The sequence below is a fragment of the Calidithermus terrae genome (genome assembly GCF_003574345.1).
Classification (GTDB): Bacteria; Deinococcota; Deinococci; order Deinococcales; family Thermaceae; genus Calidithermus; species Calidithermus chliarophilus.
The window spans coordinates 1-14,207 of record NZ_QXDL01000103.1; the positions used below are offsets into that span (position 1 = coordinate 1).

The following is a 14,207-nucleotide window of genomic DNA, read 5'->3' on the forward strand; positions in this document are numbered from 1 at the left end:
GGAGGGGGCCCAGCGTGGGGTGGTGGGCCTCGGCGCGCATCCCCCGGGCCTGGGCCTGGGGCTCGGCGAAGGCCTCGGCCAGGGTGTTGACCGGGGTGGCGGGGACTCCGGCCCGCTGGAGGGCGCTCAGCCAGTGGGCCCGCGGGCAGGTCTTGAAGACGGCCTCGAGCCGCCCCAGCAACTCGGCGCGGTGGAGCACGCGGCCCTGGTTGCTCCGGAAGCGCTCGTCCTCCCACAGCTCCGGCTGGCCGATGGCCTCGCAGGTGCGGCGGTACTGCTCGTCGTTGCCCACGGTGAGCATGAACCAGCCGTCGCTGGCCTCGAAGGCCCCGTAGGGCACGATCTGGGGGTGGGCGTTGCCCAGCCGGGCCGGGTTGGTGCCGCTGACCAGGTAGCTCTGGGCCAGGTTGGCCATGGCCGAGAGCCCGGTGTCGAAGAGGGCGAGGTCGATGTGCTGGCCCTGGCCGCTCCGCTCGCGCTCGAGCAGCGCCGCCAGCACCGCGCTTGCCCCGGTCATGCCGGTCATGAGGTCCACCCAGGCCACCGGGACCCGTACCGGCGGCCCCTCCGGCTCGCCCGTCACCGACATGATGCCGATGAGCCCCTGGATCGCCACGTCGTAGCCGGGCTCCTGGGCGCGGGGGCCGGTGTGCCCGTAGCCGGTGATGGAGAGGTAGACCAGACGGGGGTTGAGCCGGGCCAGGGTGGGGTAGTCCAGGCCGTAGCGGGCCAGGTCGCCGGTCTTGTAGTTCTCCACCAGCACGTCGGCCCGAGCGGCCAGGGCCTGCACCAGTGCCTGCCCGCGCGGGTCCTTGAGGTTGACCGCCACGCTCTTCTTGCCCCGGTTGGCGGCGAGGTAATAGGCGCTTTCCCCTGCCGCCCCCAGCTTCCAGCCGGCGGGTCCGGCGGGCTCGAGGAAGGGCGGCCCCCAGGTGCGGGTGTCGTCGCCCCTAGGCGGCTCGACCTTCCAGACCTCCGCCCCCAGGTCGGCGAGCATCTGGGTGCAGAAGGGGCCCGCCAGGATGCGGGAGAGGTCGAGGACTTTGAGGCCGGTGAGCGCACCCACGGTCTAGCTGGCCAGCTCGAGGGCCACTTCTTCCCTCACGACCTTCAGCCGCTTGCCCAGGTGCTCCTCGAGGAAGCCGAGCGCGTCCTGAATCGCCTCTTCCGCAGTGCTGCCGTAACCCTGAAGCTCGGGGTACTCGAGAATTTTCGCCACGTACGGCTCGAACTCCCCTTCGTATTCGGGGTGGTATTCGACGTTAATCCGCACTTTCATCGTACCTCCAGTTGATCTATTGCACGTAGGAGCGCTTTCACGGCCTCCGGGTGGACGGGACGTTTGGCGGGATGTGGCTCGTGGACGCTTACCACGAACCCAGACTCGTGCACAAAGCGCCTGCGGCTTCCCTTTCCAATGAGCAGTGTAAACCCATACGCTTCAGCCAGTTCACGGAAGTCCTGCCAGTCGCACCGTGTGATCCGCCCCGCAACGCGCGCCCGGAGTTCGGCTCTGTCCATCGGCGGCTAGAATACCAGGTCATAACCGTAGAACTGCTCATCCCGCCTCATGTCAAAGCGTTCGCGGAGGGCCTATGTCTCTACTCGAGCGCGTTGAGGCCGGTGATGTCGCGCCCCAGGATCAGGGTGTGGATGTCGTGGGTGCCCTCGTAGGTGTCCACGGTCTCGAGGTTGAGCATGTGGCGGATGGCGTGGTACTCGAGGGTGATGCCGCTGCCGCCCAGGATTTCCCGCGCCGAGCGGGCGGCGCTCAGGGCGGCGCGCACGTTGTCGCGCTTGCCGAGGCTCACCTGCTGGGGGCGCAGCTTGCCCGCGTCCTTGAGCTGGGCTAAGCGCCAGGCCACCAGCAGGCCCTTGGTGTGGTCGCTGAGCATGCGCACCAGCTTCTCCTGCACCAGTTGGCGGCTGCCGATGGGCTTGCCGAAGGTGGTGCGGGTCTGGGCGAAGGCGAGGGCTTCGGTGTAGACGGCCTCGAGCGCCCCCAGCGCCCCCCAGGCGATGCCGAAGCGGGCCTGGGTCAGGCAGGAGAGCGGCCCCTTGAGCCCCTGCACGCCGGGCAACACGGCGCTGGCGGGGACGCGCACGTCCTCGAGCACCAGCTCGCTCGTCACCGAGGCCCGCAGCGAGGCCTTGTGCCCCACCTCGTTGGCCTTGAAGCCGGGGGTGTCGGTGGGGACGACGAAGCCGCGCACCACGCCTTCGTCGTCCTTGGCCCAGACGACGGCGAGGTGGGCCAGGTTGCCGTTGGTGATCCACATCTTGGTGCCGCTGAGCACGAAGCCGTCGCCGTCCTTGCGGGCGCGGGTCTTCATGTTGCCGTCGGGGTCGCTGCCGCCGTCGGGCTCGGTCAGGCCGAAGCAGCCGACCAGCTCGCCTGTGGCCAGCCGGGGCAGGTACTCGCGCTTTTGCTCCTCGGAGCCGAAGGCGTAGATGGGGTACATCACCAAGGAGCTCTGCACGCTGCAGAAGCTGCGCAGGCCGGAGTCGATGCGCTCGAGCTCGTAGGCGATGAGGCCGTAGGCCGCGCTCGAGACCCCCGCCCCGCCGTACTCGGCGGGGATGGTGGGGCCCAAGAAGCCCATCTCCCCGAAGCGCCGGATCAGGTGGGTGGGGAAGGTGCCCTCCTCCCACCACCGCCCGATGTGGGGGAGGGCCACGTCGTCGAGGAAGCGCCTCGAGGAGCGCTGGATCTCGCGCTCTTCGGGGGTGAGGAGTTCGAACAGGCCCAGGTAGTCGAGCATCTGGGTGCCGCTGGGGGTCGTGACCATGCCCCGATTTTAGCCCCTGGGCCAGGGGCATTCGCCCGGGCCGCCTGCTTGGCCCCGAGCTACTTCCGGGCCGGAGTCTCCCGGTAGAATGCGCTATGCAGCGCGAAACGCTGATCCGTCTTCTCGAGGTCGCGCGGGGCGACGCCCCCGCCGACTTAGTGCTGGGCAACGCGCGGGTGCTCAACGTGTTCACCGGGGAGGTCTACCCGGCTTCGGTGGCGATCGCCGGCGGGCTCATCGCCGGGGTGGGGGAGGGCTACGTGGGCCGCGAGGCGCACGACCTGGGCGGGCGCTTCCTGGTGCCCGGCCTCATCGACACCCACATCCACATCGAGTCCACGCTGACGCTGCCCTACGAGCTCGCGCGGGTCATCGTGCCCAAGGGGACCACCACGCTCGTCGCCGACCCCCACGAGATCGCCAACGTGTGCGGCCTCGAGGGCGTGCGCTTCCTGCTCGAGGCCTCCGAGGGCCTGCCGCTGGACTGCCTGTTCATGCTGCCCTCCTGCGTGCCCGCGAGCCCGCTCTCCAGCAGCGGGGCGGTGCTCGAGGCCGCCGACCTCCTCAAGCTGTGGGGCACCCACCCCCGCATCCTGGGCCTGGCCGAGTTCATGAACGTGCCCGGCGCGGTGCTCGCCGACCCGCAGTGCCTCGACAAGCTGATGGCCTTCCAGGGGGAGCGCATCGACGGGCACGCGCCCGGCCTGGGCGGGAAGTGGCTCCAGGCCTACGCCGCCGCCGGGCCCGCCACCGACCACGAGTCCACGAGCGCCGAGGAGGCGCTGGAGAAGCTGCGGGCCGGGATCCACGTGCTGGTGCGCGAGGGCACCGTGACCCGCGACCTCGAGGCCCTCCTGCCGGTGATCAACGAGAAGACCGCCCCGCGCATGGCCTTCTGCACCGACGACCGCCACCCCGAGGACCTGCTCGACGAGGGCCACCTCGACTTCGTGGTGCGGCGGGCCATCAAGCTCGGGCTCGACCCGGTCACCGCCATCCAGATGGCGACGCTGGGGGCCGCCAACGCCCACCGCCTGCGCGACCGGGGGGCCATCGCGCCGGGCCGGCGGGCCGATCTGGTGGTGACGAGCCGCCTCGAGGACTTCCGCGCCGAGCGGGTCTACTCGGCGGGGCGCTGGGTGGCCGAGCACGGCGAGCCGGTGGGCGAGTGGGTGCGCCCGCAGGCCGACTTGAGCCGGGTGTGGGGCACCGTGCGCCTCGAGCTCGACCGCATCTCGCTCGACATCCCGGCCCAGGGGAGGGGGGTGCGGGCCATCGGGGTCATCCCGCAGAAGGTAGTGACCGAGGAACGCGTCCGCCCGGCCCGCATCGTGGACGGGCTGGCCCAGGCCGACCCCGAGGGCGACCTGCTCAAGCTGGCGGTGGTCAACCGCTACGGCGGGCAGGGGGTGGGGCTGGGCTTCGTGCACGGGCTGGGCCTGCGGCGCGGGGCCATCGCGGGAACCGTGGGCCACGACAGCCACAACCTCACCTGCGCCGGCGCCGACGACGAGTCCATGCGCACCGCCATGCGGGCCCTGGCCGAGGCGGGCGGGGGCTACGCGGTGGCGCTGGGCAAGGAGGTGCTGGCCCTCACCCCCCTCCCCGTCGCCGGGCTGATGAGCGACAGGCCCATGCCCGAGGTCCGCGCCCAGATGGAGCGCCTGCTGGCCGCCACCCGGCAACTCGGCACCACCCTGCACGACCCCATGATGCACGTGGCCTTCCTGCCGCTCGAGGTCATCCCCAAGCTCAAGCTCACCGACAAGGGGCTGGTGGACGTGGAGAAATTCGGCTTCGTGAGCTTGTGGGCGGGTTAGGGGAACGTTGATGGCTGGGCGCTGAACGCGGGTCGGGCGTCGAACGCGGAACGCTAAACGCGGGACGCGGGTCGGGCGTCGTACGTCCTACGTCGTACGCAAGACGCAAGACGCAAAACGCAAGACGCCAGACGCCAGACGCCAGACGTAAGACGCAAGACGCAAGACGCCTTGTCACCCCCCTTGGCAAGGGGAGATGGGGGGATAAATCCTCTCGCTGAGGGCTGACTGCTTACCGCTTACCGCTCCTCATCCGCCTCTAGCGACGCTCCAGAGTTCGGCCACGGCCAGGCGGTAGGTTTGGACCCTGGCTGCCGCCAGCAGCCGCAGGTTCGGGTGGTAGCCCCCGCCGCCCACCACGACCAGCGCGGCGGCGCTCTCCCGTACCCTGCGGTAGACCCGGCGGTCGCGCTCGGCCAGGCCCTCCAGGCTCAGGGCCAGGCGGCCCAGGCGGTCGCCGGCCAGCACGTCCGCCCCGGCGTTGAAGAAGACCAGCTCGGGGCGGGAGGCGAAGGCGTGCTCGAGGGCGGGCTCGAGCGCCGCCAGGTACTCCGCGTCGCCGGTGCCGTCCGGGAGGGCTACGTCGAGGTCGCTCTGCTCCTTGCGCTGGGGGTAGTTGTGCTGGGCGTGGACCGAGAGGGTGAACACCGTGGGGTCGCCCTGGAAGAAGGCGGCGGTGCCGTTGCCCTGGTGCACGTCGAGGTCCACGACGAGCACCCGCCCGCGCAAGCCTTCGGCGCGGGCCTTGGCGACGGCCACGGCCACGTCGTTGAAGAGGCTGTAGCCCTCGGCGCGAGCGGGGTAGGCGTGGTGGGTGCCGCCGCCCAGGTTGAGGCCCAGGCCCCACCGCAGGGCGTCCTCGAGCGCCGCCAGCGTGCCCCCCGCCGAGTGCAGCGCGCGTTGCAGCGTCTCCGGGCCGAAGGGCCGGCCCAGCCGCAGGGTCTCGGCGCGGGTGAGGCCGTCGTTGAAGACGTGGTGCAGGTAGGCCTCGCGGTGGGCCAGGGCCAGCTCCTCGCGCAGCACGGCGGGCGCGGGGTGGGGCTCGAGCACCCCCTCCAGCCCCTCGCGCATCGCGTTCCACAGCGGGGCGAAGCCCGGCGCGAGGGGCAGGCTGAGCGCGGCGCTGTAGGCCCTGGGCTTCACCGCCGCCCCTAGGGGATGATGTGGACCCACTCTCGGGTGCCGAACTTGCTCTCCACCAGCGCGTGGGCGGCCTCGAGCTCCTGTGGCTTCAGGGCGTCCTGGCGCAGCCCGTGCAGGCTGTCGAAGGTCTCGACCATGCGGTCGATGACCGCCTCGCGGGGCAGGCCGGTCTGCGAGCGCAGGGGGTCCACCCGCTTCTGGGCGCTGGTCTGGCCCTTGTCGGAGAGCTTTTCGCGCCCGATCCGCAGCACCTGCACCATCTTGGCCGCGTCGATGTCGTAGGCCATGGTGACGTGGTGCAGCACCGCCCCGCCCCGGCGGGTCTGGGCGGCCCCGGCGATCTTGCCGCCCTCACCGGTGATGTCGTTGATGGGCTGGTACCAGGCCTTGATGCCCAGCGACTTCAGCGCCTCGAGCACCCAGGCGTCCATGAAGGCGTAGGACTCCTGGAAGCTCATCCCCGCCACCAGCTCCTGCGGCGCGTAGAGGGAGTAGGTGATGGTGTTGCCCGGCTCGATGAACATGGCCCCGCCCCCGGTGATGCGCCGCACCACGCTCATGCCGTGGCGCTCGAGGCCTTCGGGGTCCACCTCGTTCTTCACCGACTGGTAGCGCCCGATCACCACCGCCGGGCCGCCCCACTCCCAGATGCGCACCGTGGGCCTGCGCCGCCCCGCGCCCACCTCGTAGGTGAGCACCTCGTCGAGCGCCATGTGCAGCGCCGGGCTCATCGGGCCGTCGCGCAGCAGTTGCCAGTCGTAGCCCTTCCAGCCGGTGCGGCTCATGCCAGCGCCCTCCGCACCGCCACCGCGATGGCCTCAGGCGAAAAGCCCAGCATCACCACCTCCGGCCCCAGCGCGGCCCGGACCCGGCCCGCGATCTCGGCCTCGCCAGCCTCCCGCGGCAGCCCCTCGAGCGCCCCGTTGATGGCCTCCAGCGCCTCCTCGGGCTCCAAGAAGAAGTCCCCGCTCACCTGCACCCGCGCCAGGTGGCCGTCCTCGAGCTCGAGGTCCACGACCACCAGTTTTCCCCCCGGAGTTTTGTATTCCCCGTGCATACCTTCCTCCTGCCGGGCCCACCCGGCACGACCAAGCTCCAGGCTATGCAGGAGGGGCGGGAGTGAATGTGTATCAGGGGGGGTATGGCTTTTAGCGGGTGTACGTGTTGCGGCTAAAGGCCAATGTGGGTCGTGCGTCCTACGTCGTACGTCGTACGCCGAACGCCAAACGCAAAACGCAAGACGCAAAACGCCTTGGCCCTCGGCCTGGCTGAAAGTCGCTAGCTGACCGCCAACCTCACTTCCAATACGGCTGCACCGTTTCCAGCAGCCGCCGTGCGATCTGGCGGTTGTGCTGCTCGATCTGGGGTTTGCGGGGGATTTCGGGGTAGCAGCGGTCGGGGTCGTGGAGGGTGGGGCTCAGCGGTTCGCGCAGGCGTGGGGTCCAGCGGTCCTGCCAGTCCTGGGGCAGGGTGTCGGGGAGGGGGAGGTCTTGGAGGACGTGGTAGAGCAGGGCCCACACCCGCACCGCCGCGTCGAAGCTGTAGCCGCCGCCCAGGGTGAAGATGGCCCTGCCGCCGGCGAGGTCACGGGCGTACTGGCGCAGCAGGGGGAAGACCTTGGCGTAGGTGTGGGTGGTGAGCAGCAGTTCGGCCAGGGGGTCTTGGAAGTGGGCGTCAGAGCCGCACTGGATCACCAGCGCGTCGGGGCGGAACCAGGAGAGGGCGGCCTCGCTGACCTGCTGGAAGACCTCGAGGTAGCTCTCGCCCTCGGTGAAGGGCTCGAGCGGCACGTTGAGCTTGCGGCCCACGCCTGCCCCGCGCCCGATCTCGTGGACGGCCCCGGTGCCGGGGAAGAGGTAGCGCCCGGACTCGTGGAAGGACAGGGTGAGCACCTCGGCCTCGTCGTAGTGGATCCACTGCACGCCGTCGCCGTGGTGCACGTCAACGTCCAGGTAGGCCACCCGCATCCCGGCCCGGGTGAGGTGGCGGATGGCTACGGAGAGGTCGTTGTAGACGCAGAAGCCTGAGGCCTGGTCGTGCTGGGCGTGGTGGAGGCCCCCGCCCAGGTGCAGCACCTCGCGGGCCCCGCCCACGAGCAGGCGGGCGGCCTCGAGCGCCCCCCCCACCAGCCAGCGGGCCGCCTCGTCCATGCCGGGGAAGACCGGGGTGTCGCCGGTGCCCAGGCCGTAATGCACCAAGTCGGAGGGCTCCTCGCCCTGGCTGGCCGCCTCCACCCGCCGCACGAAGCGCTCGGCGTGGACGCTCAGCACGTCCTCGCGGGTGGCCTGCAGGGGGGCGTGGAAGTTGGCGGGGTGGCCCAGGCTCGCCAGCAGGTCCAAGAGCATCTCCAGCCGCAGCGGGCTGAAGGGGTGTTGCGGGCCGAAGGAATACCGCAAGTAACCGGGGTGGTAGACGACCGGCGTCGTGCCCATGCCCTTACACCCAGGGTTTTTCCGGCGGCCACAGCACCTCGAGCCCCTGCTGGCGCAGCTCCTCGGCCAGGGCGCGGGTGTTCTGGGTGTTGACCCGCAGCACGCTGCGCACCGTGAGGGCGTCCTCGGGGTAGGTGAGCAGCGAGTGCACGTTCACGCCCTGGTCGGCCAGGTAGCCCGTGAGCAGGGCGAGCTGGCCGGGCTCGTCGGGCAGGCGCAGCTCGAGGCGCCCGCTGGGCTTCTCCACCCCGGTGAGCTTGAGCAGCGCGTCGAGCAGGTCGATGCCCGTGACGATGCCGGCGAGCTGGTCGTCCTCGAGCACCGGCAGGCACCCGATCTTGCGCGTGCGCATGGTGCGGGCCGCCTCCTCCACCGGGTCGAGGGGATCGGCGGTGATCACCGGCCGGCTCATCACCCGGGCCACCGGCGTGCCCGGAGAGGCCGCCGTGCCCTTAGCCAGCGGGCTACAGGCCAGCCGCACGTCGCGGTCGGTGATCACGCCCACCAGCCGTCCCTCCCGCAGCACCGGGAGGTGGCGCACCCGGTTGGCGTACATCAGGTCGTGCGCCTCTTGCAGGCTCAGCTCCTCCGACACCGTCAGCACCGGGCTGTGCATCACGTCTTTTACGAGCATCGTTTCTACACTGTACTCCCTCGAGGGCCGGAGGGCGGGGACAGATGCCGGTGGAGAGCGATAAGCGGTCAGCTCGTGGCTCGTGGTTTACCCCTCCCCGCACGCGGGGAGGGTTTATCCCCCCCAGCCCCCCTTAGCAAGGGGGGCAACAATGCGTTTTGCGTCTGGCGTCTTGCGTACGACGTACGACGTAGGACGTACGACCCGCGCCCGGCTACCGGCCATCGGCGTACCACAACAAATAAAGCCCCCGCACCGGCGCGGGGGCCTAGAACCCGGGGCGGTTCAGGCCGGCGGGCGGCTGCCGCCGCTGCGCACGCTGAGGCCGAGCAGGAAGCCGGCGCCCAGGGTCAGGATGGCGGTCAGCAGGACGCGCCCGATGGGGTTGTGGTAGGGGCGGTTGAGCACCGAGGCCGCCGTGGCGAGGTTGTTGAGGTCAATGGCGTTCCAAATCAGGAAAACTAGCGCCAGCAGCAGAAGGAGCAGTCCGAGGTACAGGGTGACTTTGGACAATGCGTTTCCCATGTAAACAGTCTAGCGCAATCCGAGGGGGAGCATCGCCCCGGTCGGGGGTGGGTTCGCCCGGGCGTGCCGAGCGGGAGTTCAGCTCACCTGCCGTGTCGTCAGGGCTTCGTGGTACACCGCCTCGTACTGCGCGGTGATGTGGTCGGGGTGGAAGCGCTCGGCGGCGTAGCGGCGGGCGACCTCGCGCATGCGGGGGAGGTCGTCGGAGGTGAGCAGCTCGGCGGCGGCGCTGGCGTAGGCCTCGAGGTCGCCCAGCTCGACCAGACGCCCCACCTCGGGGGTGATGAGCTCGGGGATGCCGCCCACGCGGGTGCTCACCACGGGGACCCCGCAGGCTAAGGCCTCGAGCGCGGCCTGCCCGAAGGACTCCTCCTCCGACATCAGCATGAACAGGTCGGCGGCCCCCAGCACGTACTCGGGGTGGGGGCTGGGCGGCAGGAAGCTCACGTAACGGCCCAGGTTCAGCTCCTCCACCACCCGCCGCGCCTCGGCCTCCTCCGGGCCCTTGCCCAGCAGCAGCAGGCGGGCCTTGACCCGCTGCCGGATCTTGAAGAAGGCCCGCACGATGTCGGGGACGCGCTTGACCGAGCGGAAGTTGGAGGCGTGGACGATGAGGTACTCGTCGTCGGCGGCGTACTCCCCGCGGCGCTCGGGGAAGGGGCGGAAGCGCTCGACGTCCACGGCGTTGTGGATCACCCGCGGCCGCACCCCGAAGGCCCACTTCGCCCGCAGCGCCAGGTCCCAGGAGACGGCGGTGGTCGCGCAGGCGCGGCGCAGGGCCTTGGCGGTGATGGTGCGGTAGACGTTGTCCTGGCCCAGGATGCTCACGTCGGAGCCGTGCAGGGTGTGGACGGTGGGGATCTGGCCCTCGGTCGCCAGCCAGGCCGCGGCGGCGTGGGGGATGGCGTAGTGGGTGTGGATGGCCTCGAGCCCCACCTCGCGCACCGCGCGCTCGAGGGTGCCCGCCAGCGCCAGCTCGTACAGCGGCCCCGGGAACACCGGGTAGTAGGGCATGTCCACCTTCCAGAACTTCACCCCGCTGGCCTCGTCGAAGCGGAAGGGGCGCTCGGTGGCGAAGAGCCAGACCTGGTGCCCGCGCCGGGCCAGGCGCTGGGCGAGCTCGGTGGCGACGATCCCGCTGCCCCCCAAGCTGGCGTAAGCCACGACCCCTAAGCGCACGCCCACAGTCTAGCCACCCTGCGCCCGCAGACCGTGATGGGAAGCACGGCGCCGCCCTTGAGCCCTCCGCGGCCCGCCGCTCACGAAAGGGTCTGGATGGCGTAGGGCAGGTGGCCGGTGTCGTTGTGGGCGATGAGGTGGGGACGCCCGTCGGGCAGCACCACCACCTGGCTGATGCCGCAGTGGTGCATCTCCATGCGCAGCCAGGCCTCCGGGGGCAGCCCCAGCGCGCGGCAGACGAAGTAGCGGATCAGGTTGCCGTGGGCCACGATGAGCTCGAGCCGCGGCTCCCGCGCCGGCTTGAAGTAGCGCTCGAAGGCCTGGGCCGCCTGCTCCTCGGCGCCCTCCGGCACCCTATCCCCGAACTGCGCCTCGTAGCCGGGGGGGATCACGGGGATGGTCTCCCACAAGAGCCTCGAGGGCCGCAGCGGCACGCCGGGGAAGCCGCGCGCGAGGATGCGCGCGGTCTGGCTGGCCCGCCGCAGGCTGGAGTGGTGGATGCAGCGCACCTCGAGCCAGCGCAGCCGCTCGGCGGTGTGCTGGGCCTGCAACTTCCCCAGCTCGGTGAGCCCCCCGCCCCGCTCGTCGGGCGCGTTGGCAGTCTCGTATTGCCCGTGCCGGATGAGGTAGAGGAAGCGGGGTGCCATAAGGGTGGAGGTGTTGGCTCCAGCTTAGCGCGGATGGCGGTGGGGGCGTGGGTTGTACGTCATAGGTCGATGGTCGATAGCTGATAGCTGGGCGTGGGTCGTGCGTCGTACGTCGGACGTCGTACGCGAAACGCAATACGCAATACGCAAGACGCATGTCCTACGTCGTACGTCGTACGCCTAGACCTTGGACCCTCGACGCCGGCGGGGAGGAGCGTCGCCATCTTTTCCTACCCCCGCCCTCAGCGTTTAGACTTCCCCCATGTCCCCCTGGGTGGTGCTCGCGGCTGCCATGACGGCTGGGGCGGCCATCTCGGCCATCGGCTTCGTCTACCCTACCCTCACGCCCTACCTGCGCGACGACCTGGGGCTCTCGCTCACGGCGGTGGGGCTGCTGAACACCTTCATCTACCTGGGGACCATGCTGGGCGCGCTGCCGGCGGGCTGGCTCACCGACCACTTCGGCAGCCGCCGGGTGCTGATCCTGGCCGCGCTCACGGCGGCGGGCCTTACCGTGCTGGTCCCGCTGGTGGCCCACGCGCAGGCGCTGTTCCTGGCGCTGCTGGTGCTGGTGGGGCTGGTGGTGGCCTGCTCGACCCCCGCGGGCTCGCAGGCGGTGGCCCAGGCCTTCCCTCCCGAGCGGCGGGGGCTGGTGATCGGTCTGCGGCAGATGGCGGTGCCGCTGGGCGGGGCGCTGGCCTCGGGGCTGCTGGTCCCGCTGGCGGAGTTCCTGGGCTGGCGCTGGGCCTCGGTGGCGGCGGGCGCCATAGCGGTGCTGGCGGCGTGGGCGACCTCGAGGCTCTACCGCGAGAACTCCCGCCCGGCTTCGCGCCCTCCCACCGGACGCTCCGGCCTGCGGCGCGTCCTGCGCGAACGCAACATCGTCCTCGCGGCCGTGGCCGGGGTCACGCTCCCCACCGGGCAGTTCATCATGATCACCTACCTGATCCTCTTCCTGCGCGAGCGCTTCGGCATCCTGGAGGTCCAGGGCGCCGCGCTGCTCACCGCCGCCAACCTGGCCGGGGCGCTGAGCCGGGTGTGGTGGTCGTGGCTCTCCGACCGCTTAGGCGGCCGGCGCAAGCCCCTGCTGCTGGGCACCGTGGGCTTGGCCGCGCTGTGCGCGCTGTTGCTGAGCGCGCTGCCCGTGGGCACCCCGCTGTGGCTCAAGGCCGGGGTTGTGGTGCTCTACGGCGCGACCGCCCTGGGCTGGCAGGGCCTGCACTTCTCCCTCCTCACCGAACTCTCCCCGCCGGGCCTCGAGGGCCGCGTGGTCGGTTTGGGCCTGGTCTTCACCTCCCTAGGCATCGCCTGCGCCCCTCCCCTCTTCGGCCTCGCCGTCGAGCGCAGCGGCGACTACACCCTGGGCTGGCAATTGCTGGCCGGAGTCTTCGCCCTCGGCCTGACGCTGCTGGCACTGGTGCGGGAGAGAAGGGTACCGAGCGACGAGTGAAGGAAGGGTAGCTCGTGGGGAACCCCTCCCGCCGGCGTCGAGGGTCCAAGGTCTAGGCGTACGACGTACGACGTAGGACATGCGTATTGCGTATTGCGCCTTGCGTATTGCGTTTTGCGCCTTGCGTTTCGCGTCTTGCGTCTTGCGTTTTGCGTTTCGCGTACGGCGTACGACGTAGGACGTACGACCCGCACCGGACGCCCGACCCACGCCCCGCGCCCGGCCATCGGCCCTCGACTCAATCCCGCGCGTGCCGCCGGATGAACTCCCCGATGAGCCCGGCCGCCTCGCGCAGCACCGGCTCGGGCTGCACCAGGGCGAAGCGCACGTGCCCCACGCCGCCGGGGCCGAAGCTGCGCCCGGGGTTGAGCGCCACGCCGGTTTCGGCGACCAGGCGTTGGCAGAACTCGAGGTCGTCCATCGCCAGGCCGGCGGGCAGCCGGTCCCACAGGTACATGCAGGCCCGGGGGCGCTCGAAGTGCCAGCCAATGGCCTCGAGCGCGTCGGCCATCGCTCCGGCGCGGGCCTTCCAGACGAGGGTTTCCTGCCGCAGGCGCTCCTCGGGCAGCTCGAGGCAGGCGATGCCCATGCGCTGGATGCCGAGGTACTGGTTGAAGTCGATGGGGCCCTTGAGGGCCTCGAGCGAGGCCAGCGCTTCGGCGTTGCCCAGGGCGAAGCCCAGGCGGAAGCCGGCCAGGTGGAAGCTCTTGGAGAGGCTGAAGAGCTCGACCACCCGCTCCCGCCCGCCCGGCAGGGCCAGCGGCGACACAGCCTTGCCCGCGTAGACCTGGTCGAGGTAGGGGTTGTCGTGCACGAGCAGCAACTCGTGGCGCTTCGCGAAGGCCAGGGCCTCGAGCCAGAACCCCTCGCCCGCGACGGCCGAGGTGGGGTTGTTGGGGTAGTTCAGCAGCAACACCTTCGCGCGAGCGGCGGTCTCGGCCGGGATGGCCGAGAGCACGGGCAGCCGGTCGGGGCCCAGCGGGATGGGGAAGATCTCCAGGCCCGCCACCTTGGCCGCGCCGAAGTAGACCGGGTAGGCCACCTCGGGCATCAGCAGCACCGCGCCGGGGTCGGCCACGGCCATGAGCAGGTGGGCCAGGCCCTCCTGCGAGCCGATGAGGCTCAGCGCCTCGCGCTTGGGGTCGAGCTCGAGCCCGTAGCGCCGGGCGTACCAGCGGGCGGCGCTCTCGAGGAAGGGCAGCGTGCCGCTCTTGAGGCAGTAGCCGTAGGTGCCGGGGTCGTCGATGCTCTCCCGCAAGGCCTGCAGCGCCTCGGGCGGCGGGGGCAGGTCGGAGGCCCCGATGGAGAGGTCGATCACCCGCAAGCCGGAGGCGCGCGCCGCGGCCTTGGCCGCGTCCATCTGGAGGAAAACGCCAGGTTGGGGGGTGCGGCTGGAGCGGAACATGCCCTAAATTACCGCAGGGTGCGGGTCGTGCGTCGTACGTCGTACGTCATACGCCAGACGCCAGACGCCAGACGCCAGACGCAAGACGTGAAACGCGAAACGCCCTTTGTTTACCCCCCTTAACAAGGGGGGTTAGGGGGGATACCCCCTCCCCGCGCGCGGGGAGGGGGTATCCCCCCTAAC

Annotated in this window: 15 protein-coding genes; 2 read left to right on the forward strand and 13 right to left on the reverse strand. The window is 70.8% G+C overall.

The annotated features are described in order from the left end of the window. The 4 genes from Mterra_RS12385 to Mterra_RS12400 all read right to left on the reverse strand — a co-directional run. Nucleotides 1–1,066, reverse strand: a 1,066-nt coding sequence (locus Mterra_RS12385; protein WP_147372744.1) for a CaiB/BaiF CoA transferase family protein, incomplete at its 3' end; no start/stop codon positions are given. Between the two features lie 3 nt (nucleotides 1,067–1,069). Then, nucleotides 1,070–1,279, reverse strand: a complete 210-nt coding sequence (locus tag Mterra_RS12390) for a hypothetical protein (protein WP_027893875.1) — start codon at nucleotides 1,277–1,279, stop codon at nucleotides 1,070–1,072. Then, nucleotides 1,276–1,521 (reverse strand): type II toxin-antitoxin system HicA family toxin, encoded by a 246-nt coding sequence (locus tag Mterra_RS23670; protein ID WP_084542427.1) that lies wholly within the window; start codon nucleotides 1,519–1,521, stop codon nucleotides 1,276–1,278. The genes Mterra_RS12390 and Mterra_RS23670 overlap by 4 nt, the downstream gene beginning before the upstream one ends. Nucleotides 1,522–1,601: 80 nt before the next feature. Next, a complete protein-coding gene (locus Mterra_RS12400) occupies nucleotides 1,602–2,762 on the reverse strand; it encodes an acyl-CoA dehydrogenase family protein (protein WP_119315478.1) in 1,161 nt (386 codons plus the stop codon). Between the two features lie 122 nt (nucleotides 2,763–2,884). Between Mterra_RS12400 and ade the strand changes: the two genes are divergently transcribed. Beyond that, nucleotides 2,885–4,609, forward strand: coding sequence for an adenine deaminase (ade, locus tag Mterra_RS12405; protein WP_119315467.1), 1,725 nt, complete (start codon nucleotides 2,885–2,887; stop codon nucleotides 4,607–4,609). A 249-nt stretch (nucleotides 4,610–4,858) separates the two neighbouring features. Here the strand turns inward: ade and Mterra_RS12415 are convergent, their stop codons facing one another. The 8 genes from Mterra_RS12415 to Mterra_RS12450 all read right to left on the reverse strand — a co-directional run bounded on the left by Mterra_RS12415 (nucleotide 4,859) and on the right by Mterra_RS12450 (nucleotide 11,169). Next, nucleotides 4,859–5,752 carry a histone deacetylase family protein gene (locus Mterra_RS12415; RefSeq protein ID WP_119315468.1) on the reverse strand — a complete coding sequence of 298 codons (894 nt, stop codon included), beginning with the start codon at nucleotides 5,750–5,752 and terminating at the stop codon, nucleotides 4,859–4,861. 8 nt (nucleotides 5,753–5,760) lie between these two features. Next, nucleotides 5,761–6,537 carry a lipoate--protein ligase family protein gene (locus Mterra_RS12420; protein ID WP_119315469.1) on the reverse strand — a complete coding sequence of 259 codons (777 nt, stop codon included), beginning with the start codon at nucleotides 6,535–6,537 and terminating at the stop codon, nucleotides 5,761–5,763. Continuing rightward, entirely contained in the window at nucleotides 6,534–6,809 is a 276-nt protein-coding gene (locus Mterra_RS12425; RefSeq protein WP_119315470.1) for a lipoate-protein ligase small subunit, read from the reverse strand. The genes Mterra_RS12420 and Mterra_RS12425 overlap by 4 nt, the downstream gene beginning before the upstream one ends. A gap of 238 nt (nucleotides 6,810–7,047) precedes the next feature. Continuing rightward, nucleotides 7,048–8,184: an acetoin utilization protein AcuC gene (locus Mterra_RS12430; RefSeq protein ID WP_119315471.1), complete on the reverse strand. Its 1,137-nt coding sequence runs from the start codon at nucleotides 8,182–8,184 to the stop codon at nucleotides 7,048–7,050. A gap of 4 nt (nucleotides 8,185–8,188) precedes the next feature. Then, nucleotides 8,189–8,818: a CBS and ACT domain-containing protein gene (locus Mterra_RS12435; protein WP_119315472.1), complete on the reverse strand. Its 630-nt coding sequence runs from the start codon at nucleotides 8,816–8,818 to the stop codon at nucleotides 8,189–8,191. A 285-nt stretch (nucleotides 8,819–9,103) separates the two neighbouring features. After that, entirely contained in the window at nucleotides 9,104–9,343 is a 240-nt protein-coding gene (locus Mterra_RS12440; RefSeq protein WP_147372745.1) for a hypothetical protein, read from the reverse strand. A gap of 78 nt (nucleotides 9,344–9,421) precedes the next feature. Next, a complete protein-coding gene (gene bshA / locus Mterra_RS12445; protein WP_176582534.1) occupies nucleotides 9,422–10,522 on the reverse strand; it encodes an N-acetyl-alpha-D-glucosaminyl L-malate synthase BshA in 1,101 nt (366 codons plus the stop codon). Between the two features lie 80 nt (nucleotides 10,523–10,602). After that, entirely contained in the window at nucleotides 10,603–11,169 is a 567-nt protein-coding gene (locus tag Mterra_RS12450; RefSeq protein ID WP_119315475.1) for a histidine phosphatase family protein, read from the reverse strand. A 262-nt stretch (nucleotides 11,170–11,431) separates the two neighbouring features. Between Mterra_RS12450 and Mterra_RS12455 the strand changes: the two genes are divergently transcribed. Continuing rightward, nucleotides 11,432–12,619, forward strand: a complete 1,188-nt coding sequence (locus Mterra_RS12455) for an MFS transporter (RefSeq protein ID WP_119315476.1) — start codon at nucleotides 11,432–11,434, stop codon at nucleotides 12,617–12,619. A gap of 238 nt (nucleotides 12,620–12,857) precedes the next feature. On the opposite strand, the gene Mterra_RS12460 is transcribed toward Mterra_RS12455, so the two are convergent. After that, on the reverse strand, nucleotides 12,858–14,024 hold the full coding sequence (locus Mterra_RS12460) for an aminotransferase class I/II-fold pyridoxal phosphate-dependent enzyme (protein ID WP_119315477.1): 1,167 nt from the start codon (nucleotides 14,022–14,024) through the stop codon (nucleotides 12,858–12,860). Between the last annotated feature and the right edge of the window lie 183 nt (nucleotides 14,025–14,207).

Coding starts and splice junctions, on each gene's coding strand:
- Mterra_RS12390 (WP_027893875.1), bottom strand. CDS start 1,279: ATGAAAGTGCGGATTAACGTCGAATACCACCCCGAATACGAAGGGGAG.
- Mterra_RS12440 (WP_147372745.1), bottom strand. CDS start 9,343: ATGGGAAACGCATTGTCCAAAGTCACCCTGTACCTCGGACTGCTCCTT.
- Mterra_RS12435 (WP_119315472.1), bottom strand. CDS start 8,818: ATGCTCGTAAAAGACGTGATGCACAGCCCGGTGCTGACGGTGTCGGAG.
- Mterra_RS12455 (WP_119315476.1), top strand. CDS start 11,432: ATGTCCCCCTGGGTGGTGCTCGCGGCTGCCATGACGGCTGGGGCGGCC.
- Mterra_RS12425 (WP_119315470.1), bottom strand. CDS start 6,809: ATGCACGGGGAATACAAAACTCCGGGGGGAAAACTGGTGGTCGTGGAC.
- Mterra_RS12450 (WP_119315475.1), bottom strand. CDS start 11,169: ATGGCACCCCGCTTCCTCTACCTCATCCGGCACGGGCAATACGAGACT.
- Mterra_RS12400 (WP_119315478.1), bottom strand. CDS start 2,762: ATGCTCGACTACCTGGGCCTGTTCGAACTCCTCACCCCCGAAGAGCGC.
- Mterra_RS23670 (WP_084542427.1), bottom strand. CDS start 1,521: ATGGACAGAGCCGAACTCCGGGCGCGCGTTGCGGGGCGGATCACACGG.
- ade (WP_119315467.1), top strand. CDS start 2,885: ATGCAGCGCGAAACGCTGATCCGTCTTCTCGAGGTCGCGCGGGGCGAC.
- Mterra_RS12460 (WP_119315477.1), bottom strand. CDS start 14,024: ATGTTCCGCTCCAGCCGCACCCCCCAACCTGGCGTTTTCCTCCAGATG.
- Mterra_RS12420 (WP_119315469.1), bottom strand. CDS start 6,537: ATGAGCCGCACCGGCTGGAAGGGCTACGACTGGCAACTGCTGCGCGAC.
- Mterra_RS12430 (WP_119315471.1), bottom strand. CDS start 8,184: ATGGGCACGACGCCGGTCGTCTACCACCCCGGTTACTTGCGGTATTCC.